We start from the raw sequence: 25760 nt of genomic DNA, 5'->3' as shown, positions 1-25760 counted from the left end.
GGTGGGCCCGCGGTGGTCAGTCGAGGAAGTCGGCGACGAGCGCGGCGAACTCGTCCGGGCCGGCCAGCCGAATGCCGAGGCTCTCGGCCTTGGCACGCTTGGAGCCGGCGTTCTCCCCCGCCACGACCAGGGAGGTCTTCTTGGAGACACCGGAGGAGGCGCGCCCTCCGGCACGCTCGATGAGTTCGTTCATCTGGTTGCGGCTGAGCTTCTCCAGTACGCCGGTCATCGCGCCCGTGACCACCACGGCCATTCCCGCGAGCGGCCCGTCCGCGGACTCGGCGCCCTCCTGCGGGGCGGACGTCGCCGTGTCGTCGGCCGGGGCGGGCGGGGTCGCGCCCGGCTCCGTCATGTTCACCCCGGCCGCCACCAGCTTGTCGATGAGCGGGGCGAGTTCGACCAGCTCGGCCACGATGGCCGGGGCCTTCTCGGTGCCGATGCCCTCGACCCGCTGGATCGCCTCGGCGTCCGCGGCACGGATGTTGTCCATGGTGGCGAAGTACCGGGCGATACGGCGGGACATGGAGCGTCCGGTGCCCCGCACCCCCAGCGCGCACAGCACCCGGGACAGCGGGCGCCCCCGGGCCGTGTCGAGCGCGGCGAGGAGGTTGTCGGTGCTGGTCTCGCCCATGCGGTCCAGGCCCAGCAGCTGCTCCCGGGTGAGGGCGAACAGGTCGGCGAGATCGGCGACCAGGCCCGCCTCGACGAGCTGGACGACCCGGGTGTGCCCGAGCCCCTCCACGTCGAGCTGGTCGCGGCCCACGGCGTACGAGAGGGAGGCGACCAGATGGCAGTTGCGGCCGTTCTCGCAGCGCCAGCGCTGTTCGCCCCTGTCGATGCCGGAGCCGCATCTCGGACAGACCTCGGGGAAGACGATGGGCTGTTCGTCGCCGGTGCGCAGATGGGCGACGGGAGCCTCCACACGGGGAATGACGTCACCGGCGCGGTGCACCATGACATGGTCGCCCAGAAGCAGGTCGCGGCGGGTGATGTCGGCCGGGTTGTGGAGGGTGGCGTACGTGATGGTGGAGCCGTCGATCTCGACGGGCTCCAGCACTCCGCGCGGCGCGATGATGCCGGTGCGGCCCACGTTCCACTGCACCTCCAGCAGCCGCGTGATCTTCTCGACGGCGGGCAGCTTGTAGGCGATCGCCCAGCGCGGGGCGCGTGAACCGGACCCGGCGGCGCGCTGGTCGGCGGCGAGGTCGGCCTTGATCACGATCCCGTCGATCCCGAACGGCAGTTCCGCCCGCAGCCCCGCGATCTCCTTGACGCGGTCCAGCACCTCCTCGACCGAGGCGGCGGTGACACCCGGCACGGCCGTGCTCGCGGTCGTGTTCACCCCCAGTTCGGCGGCCCGCGCCATCAGCTCGCTGTGGGCCGACTCGGCCAGCCGCGCCGCGGAGTCGGCGTCGGTGCCGGGCAGGGCCAGCAGCCCGTACCCGAAGAACGTCATCGGCACGGTGTAGGCCCGCTCCCTGGCGCGCAGCGTGCCCGCCGCCGCGTTGCGCGGATTGGCGAACGGCTGTCCACCGTGCGCGGTGCGCACCTCGTTGGCGTGCTCGAACTGGGCGGTCGTCATGAGGACTTCGCCCCGCACCTCCACCGTCACCGGCTCGGCCAGCTCCTCGGGCAGCCCCTCGATGGTGCCGATGGCGTGCGAGACGTCCTCCCCGGCCGTCCCGTCACCTCGCGTGATCAACCGCGTGAGCCGGCCCCGGGTGTACCGGGCGGCGACCGCCAGTCCGTCGAGCTTCGGCTCGACGCCGAACCGCTCCACCTCGTGCCCGATCCGCCGGGCCAGCGACGCCGTCCACGCCGTGAACTCCTCGGCGGAGAACACGTTGTCCAGGCTCAGCATCGCGATCGTGTGGGGCACGTCCCCCTCGACGGCCCCGCCGGCCACCTTCCCGGTGGGCGACTCCGGCAGGACCTGCTCGGGGTGCTCCGCCTCCCACGCCGCGATGCCGCGCACGAGCCGGTCGTAGGTGTCGTCGTCCAGCGCCGACGTGCCCCCCGTGTAGTAGGCGGCGGAGGCCCGGACCGCGTCCTCGACGGCCTGGGCGTAGGCGGCGGCATCCACGATCACTGCAACTGATGTCGTCATGGGAGCCATCCTGCCTCCCACCACTGACAATGCCGGGTCCCGCCGGTAATGCTCCAGGATTCGCCCGGTCCCTCGCGTCCCGGGCCCGCAGCACACGGCGGTTGGACTCTTCGGAAGCTCGGCTCCCGGCGCCGTCACACCATGGACGCACCACGGGCCGGACGAGCGGATGGCTCGCCCGGCCCGTGCTGTGAGGGAGGGTCCGTGGTGCGAAGGGGGCCCGCCCGGTGGATCAGACCGCCGCGGACGGGTACGTCGGGTACTCCACCCCGGAGACGTGCTGGACGACCCGGATGACCTGGCAGGAGTAGCCGAACTCGTTGTCGTACCAGAGGTAGAGGATCGCGTTGTCGCCGTCGACCTTGGTGGCGCCCGCGTCGACGATGGAGGCGTGGCGGGAGCCGATGAAGTCGCTGGAGACCGAGTCGGGGGCGTTGGTGAAGTCGATCTGGCGCTTGAGCGGCGAGGTCAGCGAGACGCCGCGGAGGTAGTCGAGGACCTCCTCGCGGTCGGTCTCCCGGCCGAGTCGCAGGCTGAGGATCGCGATCGAGACGTCCGGGACGGGCACGCGGATCGAACTGCCGGTGATCGGCGCCTTCAGGTCGGGCAGCGCCTTGGCGACGGCCGAGGCGGCGCCCGTCTCGGTGATGACCATGTTGAGCGGCGCGGAACGGCCCCGACGGTCCGACTTGTGGTAATTGTCCAGCAGGTTCTGGTCGTTGGTGAACGAGTGGACGGTCTCCACGTGACCGCGCAGCACACCGAACTCGTCCGCCATAGCCTTCAGCGGCGGCACGATCGCGTTGGTGGTGCAGGACGCGCAGGACAGGATCTGCTCGTCCGGCTTGATCGTGTCGTGGTTGACGCCGTGCACGATGTTCGGGACGTCGTCCTTGCCGGGGGCGGTCAGCACGACCTTGTCGATGCCGGGGCGCAGGTGGTTCGACAGCCCCGCGCGGTCGCGCCACTTGCCGGTGTTGTCGATGAGGATGGCGTTCTTGATGCCGTACTCGGTGTAGTCGACCTCGGACGGGTCGCCGGCGTAGATCACCTTGATCTCGTTGCCGTTGGCGTTGATCGTGCTGGTCGACTCGTCGACGGTGATCGTGCCCTGGAACTGGCCGTGGATGGAGTCCCGGCGCAGCAGGGACGCCCGCTTGACGATGTCCTGCTCACCGCCGCCGCGCACCACGATGGCGCGCAGCCGCAGACCGTTGCCGGAGCCGGCCTTCTCGATCAGCAGACGGGCCACGAGGCGGCCGATGCGGCCGAAGCCGTACAGGACGACGTCGCGTCCCTCGCCGCCCTCGATCTTGTTGGCGCCCGTCGCGCCGGCGACGGCGTCGGCCGTGAACTCCGCGACCGACAGCCCCCGGTCGTCGACCCGGTGGGCCTCGGCGAGCAGGCCGATGTCGATCTGGGAGGGGCCGAGGTCGAGGGTGGTGAGCACCTCCAGGAACGGCAGGGTGTCGGTAACCGAGAGCTCCACACCGGCGATCTGGCGGGCGAACCGGTGGGTCTTCAGAATGCTGACCACCGACTTGTTCACCAAGGAGCGGCTGTGCAGCAGGACCGTCACGTCCCGCTCACGGTGCAGCTTCCCGATGATCGGGATCATCGACTCCGCGATCTCCTCGCGGTTCTTCCATTGGGTGAACGAGTCCTCGTTGACAGTCACAGATTTATCTTTCGAGCTAGGCGGCGCTCATATGCTAACCACCCCGCTCGGAGGAGACGAACGAGGGGTGCGCAAAGGGCACAGTCCGTCGAATCGGCCCCGAGGGCGCCCGTCGGCTAGCCGATGGTGAGACTGGGCAAGGCAGGTGCTCCCACTCCTCCACTTCCCCCGGAGGTAAGGCGGAGGGGGCGTAGGGTTCGGGCTCGGCCGTGGTGGCGGGGGAGGGCCCGTCGTCCGGGTCGGCAGTGAGGGTGCCGCTCGGTCAGCTCGGTCAGCTCGGTCAGCGTGGTCGTCCCCGTTGCGCGGGGCGCTCACGTGTCCCCGTCGCGGTGTCCGTCACGCAGTTCGTCGCGCGTGTGGAGAGCCGCCAGCGCGGCCCGCGAGGTCACGCCCGTCTTGCGGTAGATGCGGGAGAGGTGGGTCTCGACCGTGCGCGGGCTGAGAAACAGGCGTTCGGCGATGGCGGGGCTGGTCAGCCCCTTCGCGACGAGAGCGGCGATCTCCCGCTCTCGCGGGGACAGGACGGCCAGCTCCACGGACAGCGCGTCCCGCGCCGGTCCGTCGGCGCCCGTGCCCGCCCCTGCCCCCGTGCCCGCCCCCGGACGCGCACCCGCTGCCGGACCGGTAGCGTCACCCGCCCCAGGCCCCCCGTCACCCGCCCCCGTCGTTCCCCCTGCGTCCGTCGCGCCGAAGACCGCCGGCCGGATCATCTCCGCGAGCCCGGTCAGCAGATGGGCCTCGCCCTCGGTGCTCAGTCGCAGGGCACGCTCCCACATGGCGCGGGCGCGGGCCGGGCGCCCGGCCGACGCGGTCACGGGCGCCCCCAGCAGCAGGGTCTGCGCCTCCCACAGCCGGCCCCCGCCCCGGGCAGTCTCGGCCGCGGCGTGCTCGAACAGGTCGGCCGCGGCCGCCACGTCGCCGTCGGCCAGCGGCACATGTGCCGAACTGCGCAGTGCGGACGCCCGCTGCGCCACGAGACGCAGCCCTTCCGCCTCCTTGCGAGCGCGCTCCGCCCACTGCCGGGCCTGGTCGCGGTCCCCGGCGACGAAGGCGGCACTGACGAGGATCTCCATGAACAGCGGCCGCATGCTCGGCTGCAGGCCGCCGAGATCCTCGCCGCCCGCCCGGAGCACGGCGGCGCGGGCGCGCGCCGGATCACCGGCGTGGAGCGCCGCGTACGCGAGCATGCACCAGGCGATGGACGCCCACCAGCGCGTGCCGGCACCCGCCCGTGCCACGGCCTCCTCGGCGACGGCCAGCGCACCGCCGTCACCCGGCGGGAGGGCGGGTACCAGGGCCTGCGCCTTGGACGCCAGCACGAAGGCGAGCAGCTCGTCGCTGCCGATGCCCCGGGCGATGGTCTCCGCCTCCTCGGCGAGTTCCAGGGCCGGCCCCAGCCGCAGCGTCATGACCTGGATGTGGGACAGGCACAGCAGCAGATGCGGCACCACATAGAGCAGGCCGCCCCGGCGGGCGATGGCCAGACCACGCTCGGCATGGCGTTCGGCGTCGGCGTGCCGTTCGAGGAAGGCCTCCGCCCAGCCGAGCCGGGCCAGCGGTTCGCACAGCCCCGCCAGATCCTGGTCGGTGAGGGAGTCGATGAGCGCGCCGGCCCGGTCGGCGGCCTCGGCGGCGGCCGCGGTGTTCCCCTCGTACGCCTCCCCGAGCGCGGTGACGGCGAGCGCCCCCGCCTCGGCGGCCTCGTCGCCCAGTGTCCGGGCCAGTTCCAGAGTGCGGGCCACGTCCTCGCGCACGTCCGGGTAGGAGCTGGCGTGCGGGGCGGACGAGCCCAGTTCCAGGCCGAGTTGGACGGTCTCGGCGGGGGAGAGGTCGGCGCTGCGGGCCAGTTCGCGGCGCAGCAGGGCCACCGCCTCCGCGTACCGGCCGAGATGGCGCTCCATGACCGCGCACAGCGTGACCGCGCAGGCTCGTACGCCGTCGTCGGTGCCCGGCGGCGACAGGCTGATCACCTCGTGCAGCAGGTCCCGGCTCTCCCGCAGCCCACCGCAGGCGCCGAGCGCCTCGGCCCGCCGCAGCATGAGGTCGCGGCGCAGCGCGCCGTGCTCCGACCGCTCCGGCAGATGCGCGAGGGCGACGCCCAGCCAGTGGGCGCTGCTCGCGGGCGCGGTGGCGGCGGCCTGCCGGGCGGCCTCGGTCAGGACGTGTACGGCGTCGGGGTCCCAGCCGGTCAGTGACCGTTCGACGTGATGCGCGCGCTCGGTGACCGGCGCCCCGATCCGGGCGAGTTCGGCGGCGGCGAGATGGTGCATCCGCGTGCGCAGCAAGGGGTCGGTGGTGTCGTGGACGAGGGAGCGCAGCACCGGGTGCCGCAGGGCCCAGCGGCCGTCGGGCCCCGGCCGCGCGAGATCACGGGCGGTCAACTCCCTGAGATCCGCGTCGAGTTCGTCCTCCCGGCGGCCGGTGACGGCGGCCACCAGCGCGGGTGCGGCGTGGTCGCCGAGCGCGGCCACGGCCTGGACCGTGCTCCGTTGGCCGTCGGTGAGGGGGGTCAGCTCGTCCAGGAGCAGCGAGCTGAGCCCCGCGGGCCTGCCGGCCTGCAACAGGGCGAGGAAGTACAGCGGGTTGCCCTCGCTGGCCGCGTACAGCTCGGCCGCGAGGGCGGGCGGACGGTCGGGGGCGAGCGCCGCGAGGCAGGCACCGCGGTCCAGGGGGCCGAGTTCCAGGCGCAGCACCGTTCCGGACTCCACACCCCGGGTGAGCGAGGCGACGAGCCGGGGCGAGGTCTGCCGTTCGCGGCGCGCCACCACGATCACCACGGGCGCGCGGCGCGGCGGATGCCGTACGAGATGGTCGAGCAGTTCCAGGGACGCCGGGTCCGCCCAGTGCACGTCGTCGAGGGCCACCACCAGGCCCTTGCCGGTCCGGGCGATCCGGGCGAGGAAGGCCGCCGCCGCGCGCTGCAGCGCGAAGCGGTCCATGGAGTGGACCTCGGTGAACGGGGACGGGATGCCGGTCTCGGTGTCGAGGTCGGCGAGGGCGTCGGCGAGGGGCTGGTAGGGCAGATGCTGCTCGTACTCGGTCGCCCGGCCGCGCAGCACCGTCATGCCCCGCGCCCGCGCCGATGCGCAGAACTCCGACACCAGTCGGCTCTTGCCGATCCCCGCCGCGCCGGTGACATCGACGACCGCCGGGCCGTGGCCGGTCGCCCCAGGCCCGTCACCGGTCCCCTTGGGTCCGTCACCGGTCCCCGTCAGCCCGTCGAGTATCCCGGCGAGCCGCGCCAGCTCGGTCTCCCGGCCCACCAGCGGAGCCACGTCCCACGGCAATGCGATTCCCCCCGAAGCCGGCCCCGGGCCGTCCCGGAGCCCCGCCGGAGGGCCCTGATCGCGCACCTCCGGCCGATTCCCGAAGATTGTACGTAGGCCCCGGCGGACCGACGGTCCGGTCCCCGCACCCGCACGAGGGCCACCTTGACGGCCCTGACCGGCGCACCTAGGTTCCCCTCGACGCGATCAGCATGATCGGACGGACAGGTCCGCGATCAGACAGGCAGGTCGACGATGACGGACTCCCACACCCCCGACGGCGCGGCCGCCGTCCGACCGCTCCAGGTGGAGACCCACGGCCTGGACGTGATCGGCGACGCCGACCGCAAGGGCACCCCCCGCACCCTCTTCTGGCCCTGGTTCGGCGCCAACGTCTCCATTCTCGGCATGAGTTACGGCGCCTTCGCACTCGGCTTCGGCATCTCCTTCGCGCAGGCCCTGGCCGCCGGTGTCATCGGTGTCGTCTTCTCCTTCCTGCTCTGCGGCTTCGTCGCGGTCGCCGGCAAACGCGGCTCGGCGCCCACGATGGTGCTCAGCCGTGCCGCGTACGGAGTGCGCGGCAACCGGCTGCCCGCGGCCGTCTCCTGGCTGCTCACGGTCGGCTGGGAGACCGTGCTCTGCGCGCTCGCCACCATGGCCACCGCCACCGTCTTCGGCCGGCTCGGCACGGGCGGCGGCACCGCCACCAAGGTGATGGCCCTCGTCCTGGTCGCCGCGCTGGTCGTGGTGGTCGGTGTGATGGGCTTCGACCTGATCATGCGTTTCCAGACGGTGATCACGGTCGTCACCGGTGTGCTGACGGTCGTCTACGTCGCCCTGGTCGTCGACCACGTCCACTGGTCCGCCGTCAGCGCCGTACCGGCCGGATCCGCGCAGGAGTTCATCGGCGCCCTCGTCTTCCTGATGACCGGCTTCGGGCTCGGCTGGGTCAACGCGGCCGCCGACTACTCCCGATATCTCCCGCGTGCCTCCTCCGGCCGGGGTGTCGTCGGCTGGACCACCTTCGGCGCCTCGCTCGCCCCGCTGCTCCTGCTGGTCTTCGGACTGCTCCTCGCCGGTTCCTCCGCCGACCTCGACGAGGCCGTGGCCGCCGACCCGATCGGCGCGCTGACCACGCTCCTGCCCACCTGGTTCCTCATCCCGTTCGCCGCCGTCGCCGTGCTCGGCCTGGTCGGCGGCGCCGTCCTCGACATCTACTCCTCCGGCCTCGCCCTGCTCGCGGCCGGCCTGCGCGTACCGCGCCCACTGGCCGCCCTCGTGGACGGCGTGCTGATGATCGCGGGCGCCGTCTACATCGTCTTCTTCGCCGACGACTTCCTCGGCCCGTTCATCGGCTTCCTCACCACCCTCGGCGTCCCCATCGCCGCCTGGTGCGGTGTCATGCTCGCCGACCTCCTGCTGCGGCGCCGCGACTACGCCGAGGCCGACCTGTTCCGCCCGGACGGCCGCTACGGCGACATCCCGCCCGGCCCCCTCCTCCTCACCGTCGCCGCCACCGCCCTCGGCTGGGGCCTCGTCACCAACTCCGCCGCGGGCTGGCTCGACTGGCAGGGTTACCTCCTCGGCCCCTTCGGCCTCGGTGGCAGGACCGGTGACTGGGCCTACGCCAACCTGGGCGTCCTGCTCGCCCTGGCGGTGGGCTTCCTCGGCACGCTGACGCTGTCGCGGGGCCGGGTCCGGGCGCAGGAGACGGCGGCATGAGCGCGCCCGCCCCGGCGGGCCTGCTCGCCGTCATCGACATGCAACGTGTGTTCGCCGAGCCCGACAGCCCCTGGGCGGCCCCTCGTTTCGACGAGGCCGCGGCGGGCGTACGGCGGCTGCTGCCGGCGTTCGCCGGACGGACCGTGTTCACCCGCTTCGTCGCGCCGCGGCGCCCCGAGGGGGCCTGGCGGGCGTACTACGAGCAGGCGCCCTTCGCGTTGCGGCCCGCGGGCGCCCGCCTGTGGCAACTGGTGGACGGACTCGGCGACGAATCCGCCGGCGAGGCGAGGGACGTGGTCGACGCCCCGACCTTCGGCAAGTGGGGCCCGGCGCTGGCCGCCCGTCTGGGTACGGACGGGCGGCTGGTCCTGGCCGGGGTCAGCACCGACTGCTGTGTGCTGTCCACGGCCCTCGCGGCGGCCGACGCGGGCGTGGAGGTGCTGGTGGCCGCCGACGCCTGCGCGGGCGCGGACGACGCGTCCCACGCCAAGGCCCTGCATGTGCTGGACCTGTACCGGCCGCTCGTCCGGGTCGTGACCGTCGACGAGATCCTCGGTCAGTCGCGGCCCGTACCCCGGTAGAGGTCCAGCTCCCCGTCCAGTTCCAGGGCGAGCACGGTCGCGTACGGGTCGAGGTCGGCCTCCGCGGGGGCGTCGATCCAGGTCACCCCGGGCACGGCGTCGAGGCCGCCGATCACCCGGTGGCCCAGTTCGGCGCCCGTGCCGAGGACGGTGACCTTGCGGACGGGATTGCGCAGCCCCCGCACCGCGACGGACTCGCGCGGCACGTCGAAGCACGTCAGATACAGGGTGCGCCGGTCGGCGGACAGGGTGCTCGGACCGTAGTGGTGCCCGGCGGGCAGCCCCGCGACCGTCCCATGGACGGCGGCGGAGTGCCGCCCGATCCACGCGCCGAGCCCCTCCAGCCGCTCGACCTGCTCGGCGGGGATCGTCCCGTCCGCCCTGGGGCCGACGTCGAGCAGCAGATTGCCGCCCATGCCGATCGTCTCGGCGAAGTAACGCACCAGCTGCCGCACCGACTTGTGGTTGTGGTCCGCGTGCTGGAACCCCCAGGAGTCGTTGATGGTCAGGCACAACTCCCAGGGTCCGTCGGGCGCTTCGAGCGGTACCCCCTGCTCGGGGGTGGCGTAGTCGCCGCGGCTCAGCATGCGGGCGTTCAGGACGGTGTCCGGGTTCTCCGCGAGGATCAGCTCGGCCAACTCCGGTATCCGCCACTGCTGTTCGGTGCGCTCCCACTCGCCGTCGAACCACAGCAGGTCGGGGCGGTACCGCTCGACCAGCTCCCTCACCTGTCCGTCGCGGTAGGCGAGGTAGCGGTCCCAGGCCGCAGGGTCCTCCTCGCCGGGTGCGGCGTGCGAGTAGGGGTTGGCGTCGTTGCCGCCGGGGTGGGTGTTGGTCCACTGGTCGATGTCGGGGTGGCGGAGGCTCGCGTAGTCCGGGTGGTTCCAGTCGGAGTGCGAGTAGTAGAGGCCGACCTTCAGGCCCCGCTCGCGCAGCGCGTCCACGTATCCGCCGATCAGGTCCCGGCCCGCCGGGGTGCGCCGGACGACGTCCAGGTCGCCGTGGGCCGTGTCCCACAGGGCGACGCCGTCGTGGTGGCGCGCGGTGAGCACCGCGTATCCCGCTCCCGCCCGCGCGAACAGCTCGGCCCAGGCGGCGGGGTCGTAGGCGGACGCGGTGAAGCCGTCGAGCTGTTTCATGTACTGCTCGTGTGTCACCTCGCCCCAGTAGAAGGACCAGGACTCCGGCACTCCGTCCACGGCGTAGATGCCGTAGTGGATGAAGATGCCCAGCTTGGCGGCGGGAAACCAGGGTTGCATGGTCATACGGGCCACGCTAGGCGGACCGTCCCGGCGCGCGCGTGGGCCCCGGTCACCACTGCTGGTCCGTTTTCACCACCGGGCGCTTCGGCGCTCGGCTCCGAGCGGCTGCCGTTCCTTCCGCCGGACGGCGGTGACGGGCCCTGGCCGGAGCGGCCGGCCGTACACGGAGCGACGTAGAGGAATGCGTGCGTCCGTGTCGGGTACGCGCAGGGCGACGCGCCCGGTACGGACGCCGTGCCGGGCGGCCTATCCATCACTACCTGGGATCTTCCATGGACATCTCCCCCAACGGCCACCACGCGCCCCAGGCCGTCTCGCCGGCCCAGCGCGCGCTGACCGCGCTCGCCATCGACACCCACGACACCGCCGCGCTGCACACGCTCGCCGACAGTGATGTGCTGATTCCCGTGCCGGACGACGCCGACGAGGCGGCCGTGAGCGATCCGACGGCCGTGGCGCTGCCCGTGCTGGAGCAGCCGGGCGGTGAACAGATCGTGCCGGTCTTCACCTCGGAGCCGGCGATGGCCGAACTCCTGCCCTACGTCTCGCGCTACCGCCTGGTACCCCTGGGCGCCCTGGCCTCCCAGTGGCCGGCCGACGTCGACCTGTCCCTCACCATCGACGCCGGTTCCCCGCACGGCCTCACCCTCGACGCCCACGACGTGGGCACCCTCCTGGGAGGGCAGGGAATCTGAGTCCGGGAGCTACACGCAGAAGCGGGGAGAGCAGCCCCTCGTGCCCGGTCCGGCGGGGTCGCGGGCGGGCTGTCAGCCCTGTCGCAGCATGCGGGCCAGGGCGTCGCGCTGCAGCGGCAGCGCCTCGGCGTGCAGCTCGCGGCCCCGGTCGGTGAGGGCGACCCACACGCCGCGCCGGTCCTCCGCGCAGACGGACCGTTCGACCAGGCCGTCCTTCTCCAGTCGGCCGATCAGCCGGGACAGCGCGCTCTGGCTGAGATGGACCTTCTCCGCGATGTTCTGCACGCGGCACAGGTCTCCGGCCGCCGTGGCGGTCGCCAGGCCCGAGGCGAGGATGTCGAGCACCTCGAAGTCGCTGGCACCGAGGCCGTGCGGATGCAGTACGCGGTCGATCTCGCACATCGTGCGGGCGTGTACGGACAGGATGTCCCGCCACTGGTCCTCCAGCCGGACACCGGCCGTGTTCGCTGCCATATGTGCACGGTAACAGAGGGCGAGGTGATTGTTGCCTGTGCAACTAGTGCAGGTGCAACGACTGCCCGGTACTACTCCGCCGCGGTGTCCTGAAGGAGTCCGATCAGGTTCCCGTCCGGATCCTTCACCGAGGCGATGAGCCTGCCGCCGCCCACGTCGTGGACGTCCTCCAGCACCTGCGCGCCGGTGACCAGCAGTGCCGCGAGGCTCGACCGGATGTCGGTGACGTGCCAGTACGGTACGGGTCCGGTCATCCCCTTCGCGTGCCCGTTCGGGTCCAGGCCCACGTCCTGCCCCGCGTCCTTGAAGCCGACGTAATACGCCGAGTCCGCGTACGGCTCGACCTCCAGCAAGGCGCTGAACAGGGCCTTCGCTGCGGCCAGGTCCTTGACGGGGTAGATGACGGTCTTGAGTCCGGCGGTCATGGGGTGCTCCTCGGCGGTCGTATCGCTGGTCGCTGTGAACTGCGGTCCACGCTAGGGCGCGGTCGGCTCGGCGGGCTTCTCCGATCCTGATCGATCGATCCAGGGATGGTGTCCCTTCGACGTTCGGGCGCGGGGAACTGTGCGACCAGCCCCCACCGGACCCGCGGACGGACTCAGGCAGGGCGGAGCCAGACCGTGGCCAGGGGTGGCAGCGTCAGCCGGACACTGCCCGACCGTCCGTGCCACGCCACCGGCTCGCGTTCGACGGGACGTGGATCGCGGACCCCGCTCCCCCCGTACGCCACGGCGTCCGTGTTCAGTACCTCATGCCAGGCCGGCACGTCCTCGGGGACACCCAGCCGGTACTCCTCGCGCACGACCGGGCTGAAATTGGACACGGACAACAGCGGGACCCCCTCCGCGTCGAGCCGCAGGAACGCGAACACGTTGTCCTCGGCGGCATCCCCGCTCACCCACTGGAACCCGGCGGGATCGGTGTCGCGCTGCCAGAGCGCCGGTGTCCGGCGGTACACCGCGTTGAGATCGCGGACGAGGTCACGCACGCCACGGTGGTCCGCCTCGGCCCCGTACCCCGGATCGAGCAGCCACCACTCGGGCCCGTGCGCCTGCGACCACTCCGCGCCCTGGGCGAACTCCTGCCCCATGAAGAGGAGTTGCTTGCCGGGGTGGGCCCACATGAAGCCCAGGTACGCCCGGTGGTTCGCCCGCCGCTGCCACCAGTCGCCCGGCATCTTCGACACCAGCGCCCGCTTCCCGTGCACGACCTCGTCGTGGGAGATGGGAAGCACGTAGTTCTCGCTGTACGCGTACACCATGGAGAAGGTCATCTCGTCGTGGTGGTACTTGCGGTGCACCGGCTCGTGCTCCATGTAGCCGAGAGAGTCGTGCATCCACCCCATGTTCCACTTCAGCCCGAAGCCGAGGCCGCCGCTGTCGGTCGGGCGGGTCACGCCGTCCCAGGCGGTGGACTCCTCCGCGATGGTCACCACGCCCGGCGCGCGCCGGTACACCGTCGCGTTCATCTCCTGGAGGAAGGCGACCGCGTCCAGGTCCTCGCGCCCGCCGAACACATTGGGGGTCCACTGACCGGAGTCGCGCGAGTAGTCGAGATAGAGCATCGACGCGACCGCGTCCACCCGCAGCCCGTCGACATGGAACTCCTCGCACCAGTACACGGCGTTCGCCACGAGGAAGTTGCGCACCTCGGTGCGCCCGAGGTCGAACTCGTACGTCCCCCAGTCCGGGTGCTCGGCCCGGCGGCTGTCCCCGGGCTCGTACAGCGGCTCCCCGTCGAACCGGCCGAGCGCCCAGTCGTCCTTGGGGAAGTGCGCGGGCACCCAGTCCAGGATCACCCCGACGCCGGCCCGGTGCAGCGCGTCGACGAGGTACCGGAAGTCGTTCGGCGTACCGAGCCGCGCGGTGGGCGCGTAGAAGCCGGTGACCTGATAGCCCCAGGACCCGCTGAACGGGTGCTGGGCGACCGGCATCAGCTCGACATGGGTGAAGCCGAGGTCGGAGACGTACGCGGGCAGGACGTCCGCGAGCTGACGATACGTCAGCCCAGGGCGCCAGGACGGCAGATGGATCTCGTAGACGGAGAACGGGGCCTCGTGCACCGGGGTGTCCCCGCGCCTCGCCATCCATTCCGCGTCGCCCCACTCGTAGTGCGAGGCCGTGACGACGGACGCCGTCGCGGGCGGCACCTCCGCCCGGCGTGCCATCGGGTCCGCCTTGAGGAGACGGTGGCCGTGGCGGGAGGTGATCTCGTACTTGTAGTGGGCGCCCACGCCCACCCCCGGCAGGAACAGCTCCCAGACCCCGGACGATCCGAGGGACCTCATCGGGAACGCCGTCCCGTCCCAGCAGCCGAAGTCCCCGGCGACGCGTACGCCCCGGGCGTTCGGCGCCCATACCGCGAAGCGGGTGCCGGGCACGCCCTGGTGGGTCATCGGTTCCGCGCCGAGCGCCCTCCACAGCTGCTCGTGCCGCCCTTCACGGATCAGATGCAGATCCAGCTCGCCCAGTGCGGGCAGGAAGCGGTACGGGTCGTGCACCTCGTGGTCGGTGTCCTCGTACGCGACGCGCAGCGTGTACTTCGGGACGGTGTCACCCGGCAGCAGGACGGAGAAGAGACCGTCGCCCTCCGAGGCGAGGTAGGTGCGCTCACCGTCGATCACGACGCTCACGGCGTGGGCGTACGGCCGCAGTGCCCGCACGGCGATCCCGCCCGGCACCGGGTGGGCGCCGAGCAGGGCGTGCGGGTCGTGGTGGGCGCCGGAGAGCAGCCGCGCACGGTCGTCGGGGGCCAGGGGAGGGGCGGCCACGGTCAGCCGGGGCCCGCGCGGAGGCGGGCCCCCCGCCTCGGGGGGAGTGGTGTCGCGCAGGGCCACGGTCTCAGTCTCCTCTCACGGCGAGACGCTCGATCGCCGCCATCGGTACGGGAAGCCAGTCGGGGCGGTGCCGGGCCTCGTAGAGCACCTCGTACACGGCCCGGTCCGTTTCGTAGGCGCGCAGCAGCCCGTGCTTCTCGCGCGGGTCCCAGCCGGCGTGCGCGGCGTAACCCGCGCAGTAGGCCTCACGGCAGTCGCGTGCCCACTCCGGGCGCCAGGGGCGGCGCTGCCGGGCGGCGTAGTCGAAGGAGCGGAGCATCCCGGCGATGTCCCGCACCGGCGACTGGGTGCCGCACCGTTCGGCCAGCGGACGGGACGGCTCACCCTCGAAGTCGATGACGAACCACTCCCGGCCCGCCCGCAGCACCTGGCCCAGGTGCAGATCGCCGTGGACGCGCTGCGCGGGCGGCCCGACATCGCAGGAGAGCAGGGCCCGGAAGGCGGTGCGCAGACCGGGGACGAACGGCCGCAGCGCCGGTACGGAGCGTGCGGCGGCGTCCAGCCGTTCGGTCATCGCGGCGGCCGTCCACCCGTTCTCGTCATGGGCTCCGGAGGGGAAGGCCGAGGCCAGCGCCAGGTGGACCTCCGCCGTGGCCCGGCCCAGCTCGCGGGCCTGCGCCGTGAAGTCCCGCCCGGCGGCGAGTGCGCCGAGTGCCAGCGTCCAGCCGTCCGAGGCGTCGGGCAGGAACGGCTGGAGCACACCGAGCGTCGCCGGGAACGGATCGGTCGTCCGGAACCAGGCCACCGGCGCCGGCACCCGGCCACAGCCCTGCCCGGCCAGCGCGCCCGGCACCTCCAGGTCGGGGTTGACCCCCGGCTGGATGCGCCGGAAGACCTTCAGGATGAACGCGTCCCCGTACACCAGCGAGGAGTTGGACTGCTCGGCGTCCAGCAGCCGGGGCGCGAGCCCGGCCGGCACCCGTACGCCGGGGTCCGCCTCGAACCGCAGCGGGCCCGTCGTACCGGGGTGTCGCAGCCGTTCGAGCAGCAGCTGGGCCGACCGGGGGTCGTAGAGCGCGTCGTACACGGTGAGTCCCGCGAGCGGGCCCTCCTGCGCCTGCCCGATGAGCGCCGGGCCGAGGCGCGGAGTCTGATGTTCGCGCACGCCGAGCAGCAACTGGTAGCAGTCACCGGCGCAGGGGGTGCCACCGGGCGCGGGCACCCCGCCGTGGCCGGTGAGGTTCGGCTGGCCGGTGTGCACGAGCAGATGCAGACAGCCCGGATACAGCTCGGTCATCGACAGCAGGGCGAGGTCCGTGACCGGCCGGTCCTTGCCGGCGAACCAGCGCTGCCGCGGCAGCCACTCGCGCAGTAGTCCGGCCAGCGAGGTCATGAGGTCGGCGGCGACCCCGTCGCTGCTCGGCCGGAGCAGTGCGGTTGCGGTCTTCGACATGGTGACGCGTCCTTTCGCCGGGCCGCGCCTCAACGCCCGGGGGCGGCGCGGGTGAGGACTCGGGAGAGCCGGAACCAGTAGAAGCCGTGGCCCGCGAGGGTGAGGAGATAGGGGAGTTCACCGATGGCGGGAAAGCGGACTCCGCCGATGAGTTCGACGGGGTGGCGTCCTTCGTAGGCGCGCAGATCGAGTTCGGTGGGTTGCGGGAAGCGGGAGAAGTTGTTCACGCACAGCACCAGGTCGTCCCCGTCCTCCTCGATCGAGGGGGCCTCGCGGAGATACGCCAGCACGGCCGGGTTGGACGAGGACAGCTCGGTGTAGCTGCCGAGGCCGAACGCCGGGTTCTGCTTGCGGATCTCGATCATCCGGCGGGTCCAGTGCAGCAGCGACGAGGGTGACGACATCGACGCCTCGACGTTGGTGACCTGGTAGCCGTAGACCGGGTCCATGATCGTCGGCAGCGACAGCCGTCCCGGGTCGCAGGAGGAGAAGCCGGCGTTGCGGTCCGGCGTCCACTGCATGGGGGTGCGCACGGCGTCGCGGTCGCCGAGCCAGATGTTGTCGCCCATGCCGATCTCGTCGCCGTAGTAGAGGATCGGCGAGCCGGGCAGGGAGAGCAGCAGGGCGGTGAAGAGTTCGATCTGGTTGCGGTCGTTGTCCAGGAGGGGGGCGAGGCGGCGCCGGATGCCGATGTTGGCGCGCATGCGCGGGTCCTTGGCGTACTCCGCGTACATGTAGTCGCGCTCTTCGTCGGTGACCATTTCCAGGGTCAGCTCGTCGTGGTTGCGCAGGAAGATGCCCCACTGGCAGCTCGAGGGGATCGCCGGGGTCTTGGCGAGGATCTCCGAGACCGGGTAGCGCGATTCCCTGCGTACCGCCATGAAGATCCTCGGCATCACCGGGAAGTGGAACGCCATGTGGCATTCGTCGCCGCCGCTGGGGAAATCGCCGAAGTAGTCGACGACGTCCTCCGGCCACTGGTTCGCCTCGGCCAGCAGCACGGTGTCCGGGTAGTGCGCGTCGATCTCCTTCCGCACCCGCTTCAGGAAGTGGTGGGTCGCGGGAAGGTTCTCGCAGTTGGTGCCCTCCTGCTGGTACAGGTAGGGCACGGCGTCCAGGCGGAAACCGTCGATGCCCAGGTCCAGCCAGAAGCGCAGCGCCGAGATGATCTCCTCCTGCACGGCCGGGTTCTCGTAGTTGAGGTCCGGTTGGTGGGAGAAGAAGCGGTGCCAGTAGTACTGCTTGCGGACGGGGTCGAAGGTCCAGTTGGAGGCTTCGGTGTCGACGAAGATGATGCGGGCGTCGGGGAACTGTTTGTCGTCGTCGGCCCAGACGTAGTAGTCGCCGTAGGGGCCGTCGGGGTCCTTGCGGGACTCCTGGAACCACGGGTGCTGGTCGCTGGTGTGGTTCATGACGAAGTCGATGATGACGCGCATGCCGCGTTGGTGGGCGGCGTCGACGAATTCCACGAAGTCGGCGAGGTCGCCGAATTCGGGGAGGACGGCGGTGTAGTCGGAGACGTCGTAGCCGCCGTCGCGCAGGGGGGACTTGAAGAAGGGCGGCAGCCAGATGCAGTCGATGCCGAGCCACTGCAGGTAGTCGAGTTTGGCGGTGAGGCCCTTGAGGTCGCCGACGCCGTCGCCGTTGCTGTCCTGGAAGGAGCGGACGAGCACCTCGTAGAAGACGGCGCGTTTGAACCAGTCCGGGTCCCGGTCCTTCTGCGGCGTGTCCTCGAAGGTGTCAGGGATGGGTTTGTTCAAGGTCATGGCGTACCCGGCACTCCGATCTGCGGCGAGGAGGACGTGCTCTCGGCGGGGAGGTGGACGTGGAGGACGTGCGCGGGTGCCCGGCCGGGTTCCAGACGCACGTAGTTCGTCCTTCCCCAGCGGTAGGTCTCACCGGTCAACTCGTCGCGCACGGGTGCGTCCTCGCCCGGGCCCAGGCCGAGTGCCGCCATGTCGAGGGTGATCGTGGCCTCCTGGGTGTGGTGGGGGTCGAGGTTGACGACCACCACGACCGCGTCCGGGCCGGTGCGCTTGCTGTACGCGATCACCGCGTCGTTGTCGGTGTGGTGGAAGCGCAGGTTCCTGAGCCCGTGCAGTGCGCGGTGGCGCCGTCTGATGTCGTTGAGCGTCGTGATGAGGGGCGCGATGGTGTGTCCGTCGCGTGCGGCTGTGTCCCAGTCGCGGGGGCGGAGCTGGTACTTCTCGGAGTCGAGGTATTCCTCGCTGCCGGGTTTGAGGGGGGTGTTCTCGCAGAGTTCGTAGCCGGAGTAGATGCCCCAGGTGGGGGAGAGGGTGGCGGCGAGGACGGCGCGGAGTTCGAAGGCGGGGCGGCCGCCCTCCTGGAGGAAGGCGTGGAGGATGTCGGGGGTGTTGACGAAGAAGTTGGGCCGCATGTAGGCGGCGGCCTCACCGGCGAGTTCGGTGGCGTAGTCGGTGAGTTCGGCTTTGGTGGTGCGCCAGGTGAAGTAGGTGTAGGACTGCTGGAAGCCGGTGGCGGCCAGGGTGTGCATCATCGCGGGGCGGGTGAAGGCCTCGGCGAGGAAGATGACGTCGGGGTCGGTGGCGTTGATGTCGGCGATGACCTGTTCCCAGAACACGACCGGTTTGGTGTGGGGGTTGTCGACGCGGAAGATGCGGACCCCGTGGTCCATCCAGTGCCGCAGGATGCGGGTGGTCTCGGCGATGAGGCCGGGCATGTCCGCGTCGAAGGCGATGGGGTAGATGTCCTGGTACTTCTTCGGCGGGTTCTCCGCGTAGGCGATGGTTCCGTCGGGGCGGTGGTGGAACCACTCGGGGTGCTTGTCGACCCAGGGGTGGTCGGGGGAGCACTGCAGGGCGAAGTCCAGGGCGATCTCCAGGCCCTGGGCGCGGGCCTGGGCGACGAAGAAGTCGAAGTCCTCCAGGGTGCCGAGGTCGGGGTGGACCGCGTCGTGGCCGCCTTCGGGGGAGCCGATGGCCCAGGGCACGCCGACGTCGTCGGGGGTGGGGGAGAGGGTGTTGTTGCGGCCCTTGCGAAAGGTCGTGCCGATGGGGTGGATCGGGGGGAGGTAGACGACGTCGAAGCCCATCGCGGCGATCGCGGGCAGGCGGCGGGCGGCGGTGCGGAAGGTTCCGTGGGGCTGGGCGGGGGTGCCCTCGGAGCGGGGGAAGAACTCGTACCAGGAGCCGAACAGGGCCCGTTCCCGCTCCACCAGCAGCGGCAGCGGCTCGCTGGAGGTGACCAGCTCCCGCAGGGGATGACGGGTCAGGACCTCGTCCACCTCCGGCGCCAACGCCGCCGCCAGCCGGTCGGCGACCGGGAGGGTGTCGTCGCGGAGTCTCCGCACGGCGTTGAGCAGGGTCGCGTGCAGGTCCGCCTCGGGCACCCCGGCGGCGGCGCGCGCGTACAGCTCGGCGCCCTCCTCCAGGACGAGTCCGGTGTCCATGCCGGCCGGGACCTTGATGCGGGCGGTGTGACGCCAGGTGGCGATCGGGTCGCTCCAGGCCTCGACGCGGTACGTCCACCGGCCTTCGGCGGTCGGGGTGACGCAGGCGCCCCAGCGGTCGGTGCCGGGGGCGAGTTCACGCATCGGGGTCCACGGGGCCGGGCGGCCCTCCGGATCCTTGAGCACCACGTTGGCGGCGACCACGCCGTGCCCCTCCCGGAAGAGCGTCGCGGTGACCTCGAAGGTCTCGCCGACGACTGCCTTCGCGGGACGCCTGCCGCACTCGACGAGCGGGCGGACGTCCCTGACGGGGACGCGGCCGACGGCCGGGGCCGGGATCGGGCTCATGGGTCTCACCTCCGCCGTGCTCGGGGATCGGCGCTGGGCCGAACGGGTACTGAACGTGCTACCGCCCTGCCGTGAAACGCTGCCCGGACGGCGGACCGCGTCGGGCGGAACGGGTCTTGCCGGGCTGGTCCTTACGGGTCTTGCCGTTCTGTTCCTGCTGGGGACGGCCGGTCTGCTCCTGGAGGTAGGAGGGCAGGCTCGTCTGGAGGTAGCGCTCGGCGGCCGTCACGGCCTCCCGGGCGCAGCGCTTGCCCATCAGCACGCACAGCGTGTAGCCCGAGTCCTCGAAATTGTCCCGGGCCGCGCGGTCGGTCGGGGACGCGAGCATCGCGCGTTCCCAGGTGCGGTAGCGCCGCAGATGTCTGGCCACCTCGTTCTTGGCGGGCAGCAGCATGTGCTGGTCCCTCCCGGCACTCTCGGCGGAGCACGCTTCCCGGGGGAGGTCGTGCATGGAGGGGCACCGGCGCCTGACGGAGCCGATGCCTTCACTCATGGTGCACAGGGAACCACCGGCCGTCTTGTTGGTTCTTCAACAACCCCATGGGTCGCTCGTGTTGCACGAATGGCGTAGCACTCCCACTCTGGAGCTGACTCAGAAGTGATCGGTGCTCACGCTTCGTACTCATGGGGCGGGAGCTTCGCCGGTGAGGAGCCAACGACGATGAAGACCGCAGTGCCTCGCTACTACCACCTCGACGTGGAGGTCGGTCCGGAACGGGTCGGCCAGGTCGGGCGCATCCTGGCCGCCCACCTCCGGTTCTGGGACCTGGAGCCCCTCGCAGAAACCGTCTGCCACAGTGCCGAACTGCTGCTGCGCGCCATCGAGGAGCACGCGGCGGACAAGAACACCTCGGTCGAGATGTGGTGGAACGGCCAGCACCTGATCGCGGCGGTGGGCGCGAACGACCGGGAGATGCGCCCGGACCGGGAACTGCGCCCCTGCCTGACCCGTATCGCCGCGCTCAGCGACGGCTGGGGCTGCTGCTCGACGGCCACGGGCAGCACGGTCATCTGGTTCACCCAGCGGGCGCCGGTCGACCAGAGCGTGCCCCTGGTGCCGACCGTGCCCGAACCGGCGCTGCGCGAGGTGCTCCAGGTGCCCCGCGCGACACACATGGCCCTGCTCGCCGGCGTGCCCGTCGGCGAGGAGCCGGACGCGTGCGAGGCCGCGCGGTGACCGTGCGACCGGACCGGAAAGGGGTGCCCGTGTGGAGCGGGCACCCCTACCCGTTGGGTGCCTCCTTCGACGGCACCGGCACCAACTTCGCGCTGTTCAGCGAGGTCGCCGAACGCGTCGACCTGGTCCTCGTGGACGACGGCGGCGCCCACCGCCGGGTGGCGCTCACCGAGGTCGACGGGTTCGTCTGGCACGGCCACCTCCCCGGCGTCGGACCCGGGCAGCGCTACGGCTACCGGGTGCACGGCCCCTGGGACCCCGCCGCCGGCCACCGCTGCGACCCGGCGAAGCTCCTGCTGGACCCCTACACCAGGGCCGTGGACGGGCAGACGGACAACCACCCCTCCCTGTACGAGCCCGGTGCCGACAGCGCCGGGCACACCATGCTCGGCGTGGTCACCGACCCGTACTTCGACTGGGGGGACGACCGGCCGCCCCGCCGCGCCTACGCCGACACCGTCGTCTACGAGGCCCACGTCCGCGGCCTCACCCGCACCCACCCGGACGTCCCCGCCGAACTGCGCGGCAGCTACGCCGGGCTGGCACACCCCGCCGTCGTCGAGCACCTCACCTCGCTGGGGGTGACCGCGATCGAGCTGATGCCGGTGCACCAGTTCGCCCAGGACGGCGTCCTCCAGGACCGGGGCCTCAGCAACTACTGGGGCTACAACACCATCGGCTTCTTCGCGCCCCACAACGCCTACGCCGCCCACGGCACCCGGGGCCAGCAGGTCACCGAGTTCAAGTCGATGGTCAAGGCCCTGCACGCGGCCGGCCTCGAAGTCATCCTCGACGTCGTCTACAACCACACCGCCGAGGGCAACGAGAAGGGCCCCACCCTCTCCTTCCGGGGCCTGGACAACTCCTCGTACTACCGGCTGGTGGACGGCGACTGGGGCCACTACTACGACACCACCGGCACCGGCAACAGCCTGCTGATGCGCCACCCGTACGTCCTCCAGCTGATCATGGACTCGCTGCGGTACTGGGTCACCGAGATGCATGTCGACGGCTTCCGCTTCGACCTCGCGGCCACGCTGGCCCGGCAGTTCCACGAGGTCGACCGCCTCTCCGCGTTCTTCGACCTGATCCAGCAGGACCCCGTGATCAGCCGCGTCAAGCTCATCGCCGAGCCGTGGGACGTGGGCGAGGGCGGCTACCAGGTCGGCAACTTCCCGCCCCTGTGGTCGGAGTGGAACGGCAAGTACCGCGACGCCGTACGGGACTTCTGGCGCGGACGGCCGCACACGCTCGGCGAGTTCGCCTCCCGCCTGACCGGCTCCGCCGACCTGTACGAGCACAGCCGGCGCCGTCCGCGCGCCAGCGTCAACTTCGTCACCGCGCACGACGGTTTCACCCTGCGCGACCTGGTCTCGTACAACGACAAGCACAACGAGGCCAACGGCGAGGGCGGCCGGGACGGCGAGAGCGTCAACCGGTCCTGGAACTGCGGCGCCGAGGGCCCCACCGAGGATCCGCGCGTCCGCGCGCTCCGCGCCCGCCAGCAGCGCAACCTCCTGGCCACGCTGCTGCTCTCGCAGGGCATCCCGATGATCGGTCACGGCGACGAGTCGGGCCGCACCCAGCGCGGCAACAACAACGCCTACTGCCAGGACAACGAGGTCTCGTGGGTCGACTGGCGGCCCGACCCCGAACGCAGCGCGCTGCTCGCGTTCACCCGCGACCTCATCGCCCTGCGGGCCGCCCACCCCGTGCTGCGCCGCCGCCGCTTCTTCCGCGGCGACACACCCACCCGCGCGGGCCGGCCGCTGCCCGACCTGGTGTGGCTGCTGCCGGACGCCACCGAGATGACCGACGCCGACTGGGACCGCTCCGACGCGCACGCCGTGGCCGTCTTCCTCAACGGCGACGCCATCGCCGAACCCGACCCCCACGGCGGCCCGGTCGTCGACGACTCCTTCCTGCTGCTGTTCAACAGCCACTGGGAGCCGAAGGACTTCCGTCTGCCCGGCGCCGCGTACGGCGAGGTGTGGGTGAGCCTCGTGGACACGGCGGCGGAGCCGGACGGCGTCCCCGACGAGTCCGAGCACAAGGCGGGTGCGGAGATCACCGTCGAGGCCCGGAGCCTGGTGCTGCTGTCACGGCCCCCGCGGGGCGGCTGACCCGCGCCGGGACGCGGCGGCGGTCAGCGCCTGGTGCGTGACGTGATCGTGAACTGGGCGCCGTCCGGGTCGCGGAGCACCGCCTCGTCCGCGTCGTGCGTCAGGATCGTGCCACCGTGGTGCTGGGCGGCCTCGACCCGGGCCGCCACGTCGGAGACGGAGAAGTGCACCTGCCAGTGCGGGCGGATCGTGGGGTCCGGCGCGGCCTCCAGCGCGCCGGAGGTGATCCGGGCCACGGCCTCGCCCTCGCTGCGCAGGACGACCTCGTTCCCCTCGTAGTGGACCTCGCAGCAGCCGGGCTTCTCGGTGGCCCACTCCAGGACCTCGCCGTAGAAGATCGCGGCGTCGAAGGCGTCGCGGGTGTGCAGCCGGATGAAGGCCGGGGCCGCCTTGCGCCAGGTCTCCCAGTCGGTGAACAGCGCGCCCTCCCAGATCCCGAAGGAGGCGCCGTGCCGGTCCGCCAGCAGGGCCGCCCGGCCGGGCGGGAAGGACAGGGGGCCGACCGCGACCGTGCCGCCGCGCTCCCGGGCCCGGGACGCCGCCGCGTCCGCGTCGGACACGGCGAAGTAAGGGGTCCAGGCCACCGCCATCTGCCACAGGGACGCCACCCCAGCGATCCCGGCGACCGGCACACCGTCCGCCAGCGCGATCCGGAAGTGGTCGCCGAGCTTGGCCGTACGCCATCGCCAGCCCAGCACGGCCGCGTAGAAGTTCTCCGTGGCCGGCAGGTCCCGGCTGGTGAGGGTGACCCAGCAGGGGGCCCCGAAGACGGAATGGCTGGAGACGACGTTCTCCGCGCCCCCGAAATCACTGTCGTTGCTCATGGCAGTCGCGTCCTGGTCTCGTCCGCCGGCACACCCCGGCCGCACTCCAGTGTCCAACCGGATCCGGGGCCGGTGCGCGTCGAGTACCCCCGTGTCGGCGTTCCGATCCCGGTGGGACGCGATCTTCGGACGACCGTTCGGGTGGTGACCGGGGGTTCCGTATGGTCACCACCGGGCCCTCGCGCGTGCGCCGCGCGCCGGATGCGGGGAAGATTCCACCTATGGCCGACATAAGGGAAGATTCCGCACCCGGGCCGGTCGCCACCGGCTCCTCAGCGCCCCACCAGAGCATGGCTCTGGCGGCGATGCTGTTCGCCGTCTCGATGACCTTCATCGACCAGACCATCGTGGCGATCGCCGCCCCGAGCATCGTGGACGAACTCGGTCTCTCCTCCTCGGGCATGCAGTGGGTGGTCAACGCCTATCTGCTCGCCCTGGCCGCGTTCTTCGCGCTCGGCGGACGGCTCGCCGACATCGTCGGACACCGCCGGATGATGGTGATCGGCACTCTCGTCTTCGTGATCTCCTCGGTGCTCTGCGGCTGTGTCCCCGACGACAGCTTCGCGCTGGGCTGGCTGATCGCGTTCCGTGCCACACAGGGGCTGGGCGCCGCGCTGATGTTCCCCGCCGCGCTCGCCGTCGTCGTCGCCGTCTTCCCGGTGGACAAGCGCGGCAGGGCCCTCGCCCTGTTCTTCGGTCTGTCCGGCGCCCTCACCGCGCTCGGACCGCTCCTCGGCGGCTGGCTCACCGACTGGACCTGGCGGGCGATCTTCTGGGTCAACGTGCCCGTCGCGCTCGTCGCCCTCGTCCTGACCGCGCTCGCCCACATCCCCCACCGGGCTCGCCGCGAACGCCTCGACCTGCCCGGCGCCGTGCTGGTCGCCGTCGGCATGGGCCTGAGCGTGTTCGGTCTGCAACAGGCCTCGTCCTGGGGCTGGAGCAGCGCCGCCACCTGGGCCTGCATCGTCGGCGGGCTCGCCGTCCTCGTGCTGTTCTGCGCCTACGAACTCCGCGTCGACGAACCGCTCATCAAGCTCCACGTCTTCCGTGACAAGGCGTTCAGCGTCGACGCGGCCGTCCTGTTCTTCGCGATGATCGCCTTCGTCCCGGTGTTCTTCTTCGCCTCGGTGTACGCGCAGGTCTCGCTCAGCGCCTCGCCCAACCAGGCCGCGCTGTTCCTGCTGTACTTCTTCGTCGGCTTCGGGCTCGCCTCCCAGTGGGGCGGCCACATCCTCGACCGGCGGGGCGCGCGGCCCGCGATGAAACTGGGCACGGCCCTCGGTGCGGTCGGCTTCGCGCTGTGGGCGAGCAAGCTGACGGACCTGTCGATGCACAACCAGTGGCCCTACGCCGCCCTCGCCGGCGCCGGGATCGGCCTTCTGCTCGCGCCCGCCTCCACCGACGCCGTCAACCGCTCCCTCAACGCCTCCTACGGCGAGGTCACCGGTATCACCCAGACCGTGCGCAACTACGCGGCTGCCGTGGGCCTCGCCGTGTTCGGCACGATCCTGACGCACGTCACCACCGACAACGTCGTCGGGACGCTGACCTCCAGAGGCGTGCCGGACGACACGGCACAGGAAGCCGCCCGCGACATCGCCGAGTCGGTCACCGGCAACCCGGACAGCCAGGCGCCCAGCGGCGACGGCCGCGTCGCCACGGCGATGCGCGACTCGATGGACGCCATCCGCATGGACTTCGCCGAGGCCAACCAGTGGGTGTTCTACGGGATGGCCATCGCGCTCGGCATCGGGTTCCTGTGCGCCCTGCGGCACCCCGGGACCCGGGTCACCGAGGAGGAGTCCGAGCCCCGACGGGTGCCCGCCGAGCACTGACGTCCACCG

The 25760-nt window shown here is 71.7% G+C and carries 18 protein-coding genes; 6 read left to right on the top strand and 12 right to left on the bottom strand.

The genetic code is table 11. The features are described from left to right. Positions 1-16: 16 nt before the first annotated feature. The 3 genes from ligA to H4687_RS05445 all read right to left on the bottom strand — a co-directional run bounded on the left by ligA (position 17) and on the right by H4687_RS05445 (position 7072). Positions 17-2116: an NAD-dependent DNA ligase LigA gene (gene ligA, locus H4687_RS05455; protein WP_078907058.1), complete on the bottom strand. Its 2100-nt coding sequence runs from the start codon at positions 2114-2116 to the stop codon at positions 17-19. A 223-nt stretch (positions 2117-2339) separates the two neighbouring features. Further along, positions 2340-3785 (bottom strand): glyceraldehyde-3-phosphate dehydrogenase, encoded by a 1446-nt coding sequence (locus tag H4687_RS05450; RefSeq protein WP_046915397.1) that lies wholly within the window; start codon positions 3783-3785, stop codon positions 2340-2342. Between the two features lie 311 nt (positions 3786-4096). Beyond that, positions 4097-7072: a helix-turn-helix transcriptional regulator gene (locus tag H4687_RS05445; protein WP_225966608.1), complete on the bottom strand. Its 2976-nt coding sequence runs from the start codon at positions 7070-7072 to the stop codon at positions 4097-4099. 234 nt (positions 7073-7306) lie between these two features. On the opposite strand from H4687_RS05445, the gene H4687_RS05440 reads away from it, so the two are divergent. Both H4687_RS05440 and H4687_RS05435 read left to right on the top strand, forming a co-directional pair. Next, positions 7307-8773 carry a purine-cytosine permease family protein gene (locus tag H4687_RS05440; RefSeq protein WP_046916447.1) on the top strand — a complete coding sequence of 489 codons (1467 nt, stop codon included), beginning with the start codon at positions 7307-7309 and terminating at the stop codon, positions 8771-8773. Further along, a complete protein-coding gene (locus tag H4687_RS05435; RefSeq protein WP_046916446.1) occupies positions 8770-9354 on the top strand; it encodes a cysteine hydrolase family protein in 585 nt (194 codons plus the stop codon). The genes H4687_RS05440 and H4687_RS05435 overlap by 4 nt, the downstream gene beginning before the upstream one ends. On the opposite strand, the gene H4687_RS05430 is transcribed toward H4687_RS05435, so the two are convergent. Then, positions 9330-10619 (bottom strand): alpha-L-fucosidase, encoded by a 1290-nt coding sequence (locus H4687_RS05430; protein WP_046916445.1) that lies wholly within the window; start codon positions 10617-10619, stop codon positions 9330-9332. The genes H4687_RS05435 and H4687_RS05430 overlap by 25 nt on opposite strands. 269 nt (positions 10620-10888) lie before the next feature. Here H4687_RS05430 and H4687_RS05425 point away from each other — a divergent pair, with 269 nt between their 5' ends. Further along, positions 10889-11311, top strand: coding sequence for an SseB family protein (locus H4687_RS05425; protein ID WP_046916444.1), 423 nt, complete (start codon positions 10889-10891; stop codon positions 11309-11311). A 72-nt stretch (positions 11312-11383) separates the two neighbouring features. Here H4687_RS05425 and H4687_RS05420 read toward each other — a convergent pair whose 3' ends face one another. The 7 genes from H4687_RS05420 to H4687_RS05390 all read right to left on the bottom strand — a co-directional run bounded on the left by H4687_RS05420 (position 11384) and on the right by H4687_RS05390 (position 20186). Further along, positions 11384-11785 (bottom strand): MarR family winged helix-turn-helix transcriptional regulator, encoded by a 402-nt coding sequence (locus H4687_RS05420; RefSeq protein ID WP_046916443.1) that lies wholly within the window; start codon positions 11783-11785, stop codon positions 11384-11386. Between the two features lie 71 nt (positions 11786-11856). Next, positions 11857-12210 (bottom strand): VOC family protein, encoded by a 354-nt coding sequence (locus H4687_RS05415; protein WP_046916442.1) that lies wholly within the window; start codon positions 12208-12210, stop codon positions 11857-11859. A 173-nt stretch (positions 12211-12383) separates the two neighbouring features. Beyond that, positions 12384-14621: a 1,4-alpha-glucan branching enzyme gene (gene glgB / locus H4687_RS05410; protein ID WP_046916441.1), complete on the bottom strand. Its 2238-nt coding sequence runs from the start codon at positions 14619-14621 to the stop codon at positions 12384-12386. Positions 14622-14625: 4 nt separating this feature from the next. Beyond that, complete coding sequence (locus H4687_RS05405; RefSeq protein ID WP_046916440.1) at positions 14626-16014, bottom strand: maltokinase N-terminal cap-like domain-containing protein; 1389 nt, start codon at positions 16012-16014, stop codon at positions 14626-14628. 29 nt (positions 16015-16043) lie between these two features. After that, a complete protein-coding gene (gene treS / locus H4687_RS05400) occupies positions 16044-17780 on the bottom strand; it encodes a maltose alpha-D-glucosyltransferase (protein ID WP_097250935.1) in 1737 nt (578 codons plus the stop codon). Continuing rightward, positions 17777-19792 carry an alpha-1,4-glucan--maltose-1-phosphate maltosyltransferase gene (locus tag H4687_RS05395; RefSeq protein ID WP_192781651.1) on the bottom strand — a complete coding sequence of 672 codons (2016 nt, stop codon included), beginning with the start codon at positions 19790-19792 and terminating at the stop codon, positions 17777-17779. Before H4687_RS05395 ends, treS begins: the two co-directional genes overlap by 4 nt. 58 nt (positions 19793-19850) lie before the next feature. Then, on the bottom strand, positions 19851-20186 hold the full coding sequence (locus H4687_RS05390) for a DUF5133 domain-containing protein (RefSeq protein WP_046913432.1): 336 nt from the start codon (positions 20184-20186) through the stop codon (positions 19851-19853). Positions 20187-20453: 267 nt separating this feature from the next. Here H4687_RS05390 and H4687_RS05385 point away from each other — a divergent pair, with 267 nt between their 5' ends. Together H4687_RS05385 and glgX are read left to right on the top strand one after the other, a co-directional pair. Continuing rightward, complete coding sequence (locus H4687_RS05385; RefSeq protein ID WP_046913433.1) at positions 20454-20969, top strand: pep a2; 516 nt, start codon at positions 20454-20456, stop codon at positions 20967-20969. Continuing rightward, complete coding sequence (gene glgX / locus H4687_RS05380) at positions 20966-23092, top strand: glycogen debranching protein GlgX (RefSeq protein ID WP_097251482.1); 2127 nt, start codon at positions 20966-20968, stop codon at positions 23090-23092. Before H4687_RS05385 ends, glgX begins: the two co-directional genes overlap by 4 nt. 23 nt (positions 23093-23115) lie before the next feature. Here the strand turns inward: glgX and H4687_RS05375 are convergent, their stop codons facing one another. Beyond that, positions 23116-23916: a VOC family protein gene (locus H4687_RS05375; protein WP_046913434.1), complete on the bottom strand. Its 801-nt coding sequence runs from the start codon at positions 23914-23916 to the stop codon at positions 23116-23118. Positions 23917-24137: 221 nt separating this feature from the next. Between H4687_RS05375 and H4687_RS05370 the strand changes: the two genes are divergently transcribed. Continuing rightward, entirely contained in the window at positions 24138-25751 is a 1614-nt protein-coding gene (locus H4687_RS05370; RefSeq protein ID WP_046913435.1) for an MFS transporter, read from the top strand. Positions 25752-25760 lie beyond the last annotated feature (9 nt).

Origin of the sequence: Streptomyces stelliscabiei, assembly GCF_014873495.1 — a bacterium.
Lineage (GTDB): Bacteria > Actinomycetota > Actinomycetes > Streptomycetales > Streptomycetaceae > Streptomyces > Streptomyces bottropensis.
The sequence above is the reverse complement of the archived record's forward strand: the minus strand, read 5'-3'. Positions and strand labels throughout refer to the sequence as shown.

Bases quoted from the DNA above. Each gene is read 5' to 3' on its own strand.
- H4687_RS05375 (WP_046913434.1), bottom strand. From the start codon at position 23,916: ATGAGCAACGACAGTGATTTCGGGGGCGCGGAGAACGTCGTCTCCAGC.
- H4687_RS05415 (WP_046916442.1), bottom strand. From the start codon at position 12,210: ATGACCGCCGGACTCAAGACCGTCATCTACCCCGTCAAGGACCTGGCC.
- treS (WP_097250935.1), bottom strand. From the start codon at position 17,780: ATGACCTTGAACAAACCCATCCCTGACACCTTCGAGGACACGCCGCAG.
- H4687_RS05440 (WP_046916447.1), top strand. From the start codon at position 7,307: ATGACGGACTCCCACACCCCCGACGGCGCGGCCGCCGTCCGACCGCTC.
- ligA (WP_078907058.1), bottom strand. From the start codon at position 2,116: ATGGCTCCCATGACGACATCAGTTGCAGTGATCGTGGATGCCGCCGCC.
- H4687_RS05370 (WP_046913435.1), top strand. From the start codon at position 24,138: ATGGCCGACATAAGGGAAGATTCCGCACCCGGGCCGGTCGCCACCGGC.
- H4687_RS05385 (WP_046913433.1), top strand. From the start codon at position 20,454: ATGAAGACCGCAGTGCCTCGCTACTACCACCTCGACGTGGAGGTCGGT.
- H4687_RS05435 (WP_046916446.1), top strand. From the start codon at position 8,770: ATGAGCGCGCCCGCCCCGGCGGGCCTGCTCGCCGTCATCGACATGCAA.
- H4687_RS05430 (WP_046916445.1), bottom strand. From the start codon at position 10,619: ATGACCATGCAACCCTGGTTTCCCGCCGCCAAGCTGGGCATCTTCATC.
- H4687_RS05420 (WP_046916443.1), bottom strand. From the start codon at position 11,785: ATGGCAGCGAACACGGCCGGTGTCCGGCTGGAGGACCAGTGGCGGGAC.
- H4687_RS05425 (WP_046916444.1), top strand. From the start codon at position 10,889: ATGGACATCTCCCCCAACGGCCACCACGCGCCCCAGGCCGTCTCGCCG.
- H4687_RS05390 (WP_046913432.1), bottom strand. From the start codon at position 20,186: ATGCTGCTGCCCGCCAAGAACGAGGTGGCCAGACATCTGCGGCGCTAC.
- H4687_RS05395 (WP_192781651.1), bottom strand. From the start codon at position 19,792: ATGAGCCCGATCCCGGCCCCGGCCGTCGGCCGCGTCCCCGTCAGGGAC.
- H4687_RS05405 (WP_046916440.1), bottom strand. From the start codon at position 16,014: ATGTCGAAGACCGCAACCGCACTGCTCCGGCCGAGCAGCGACGGGGTC.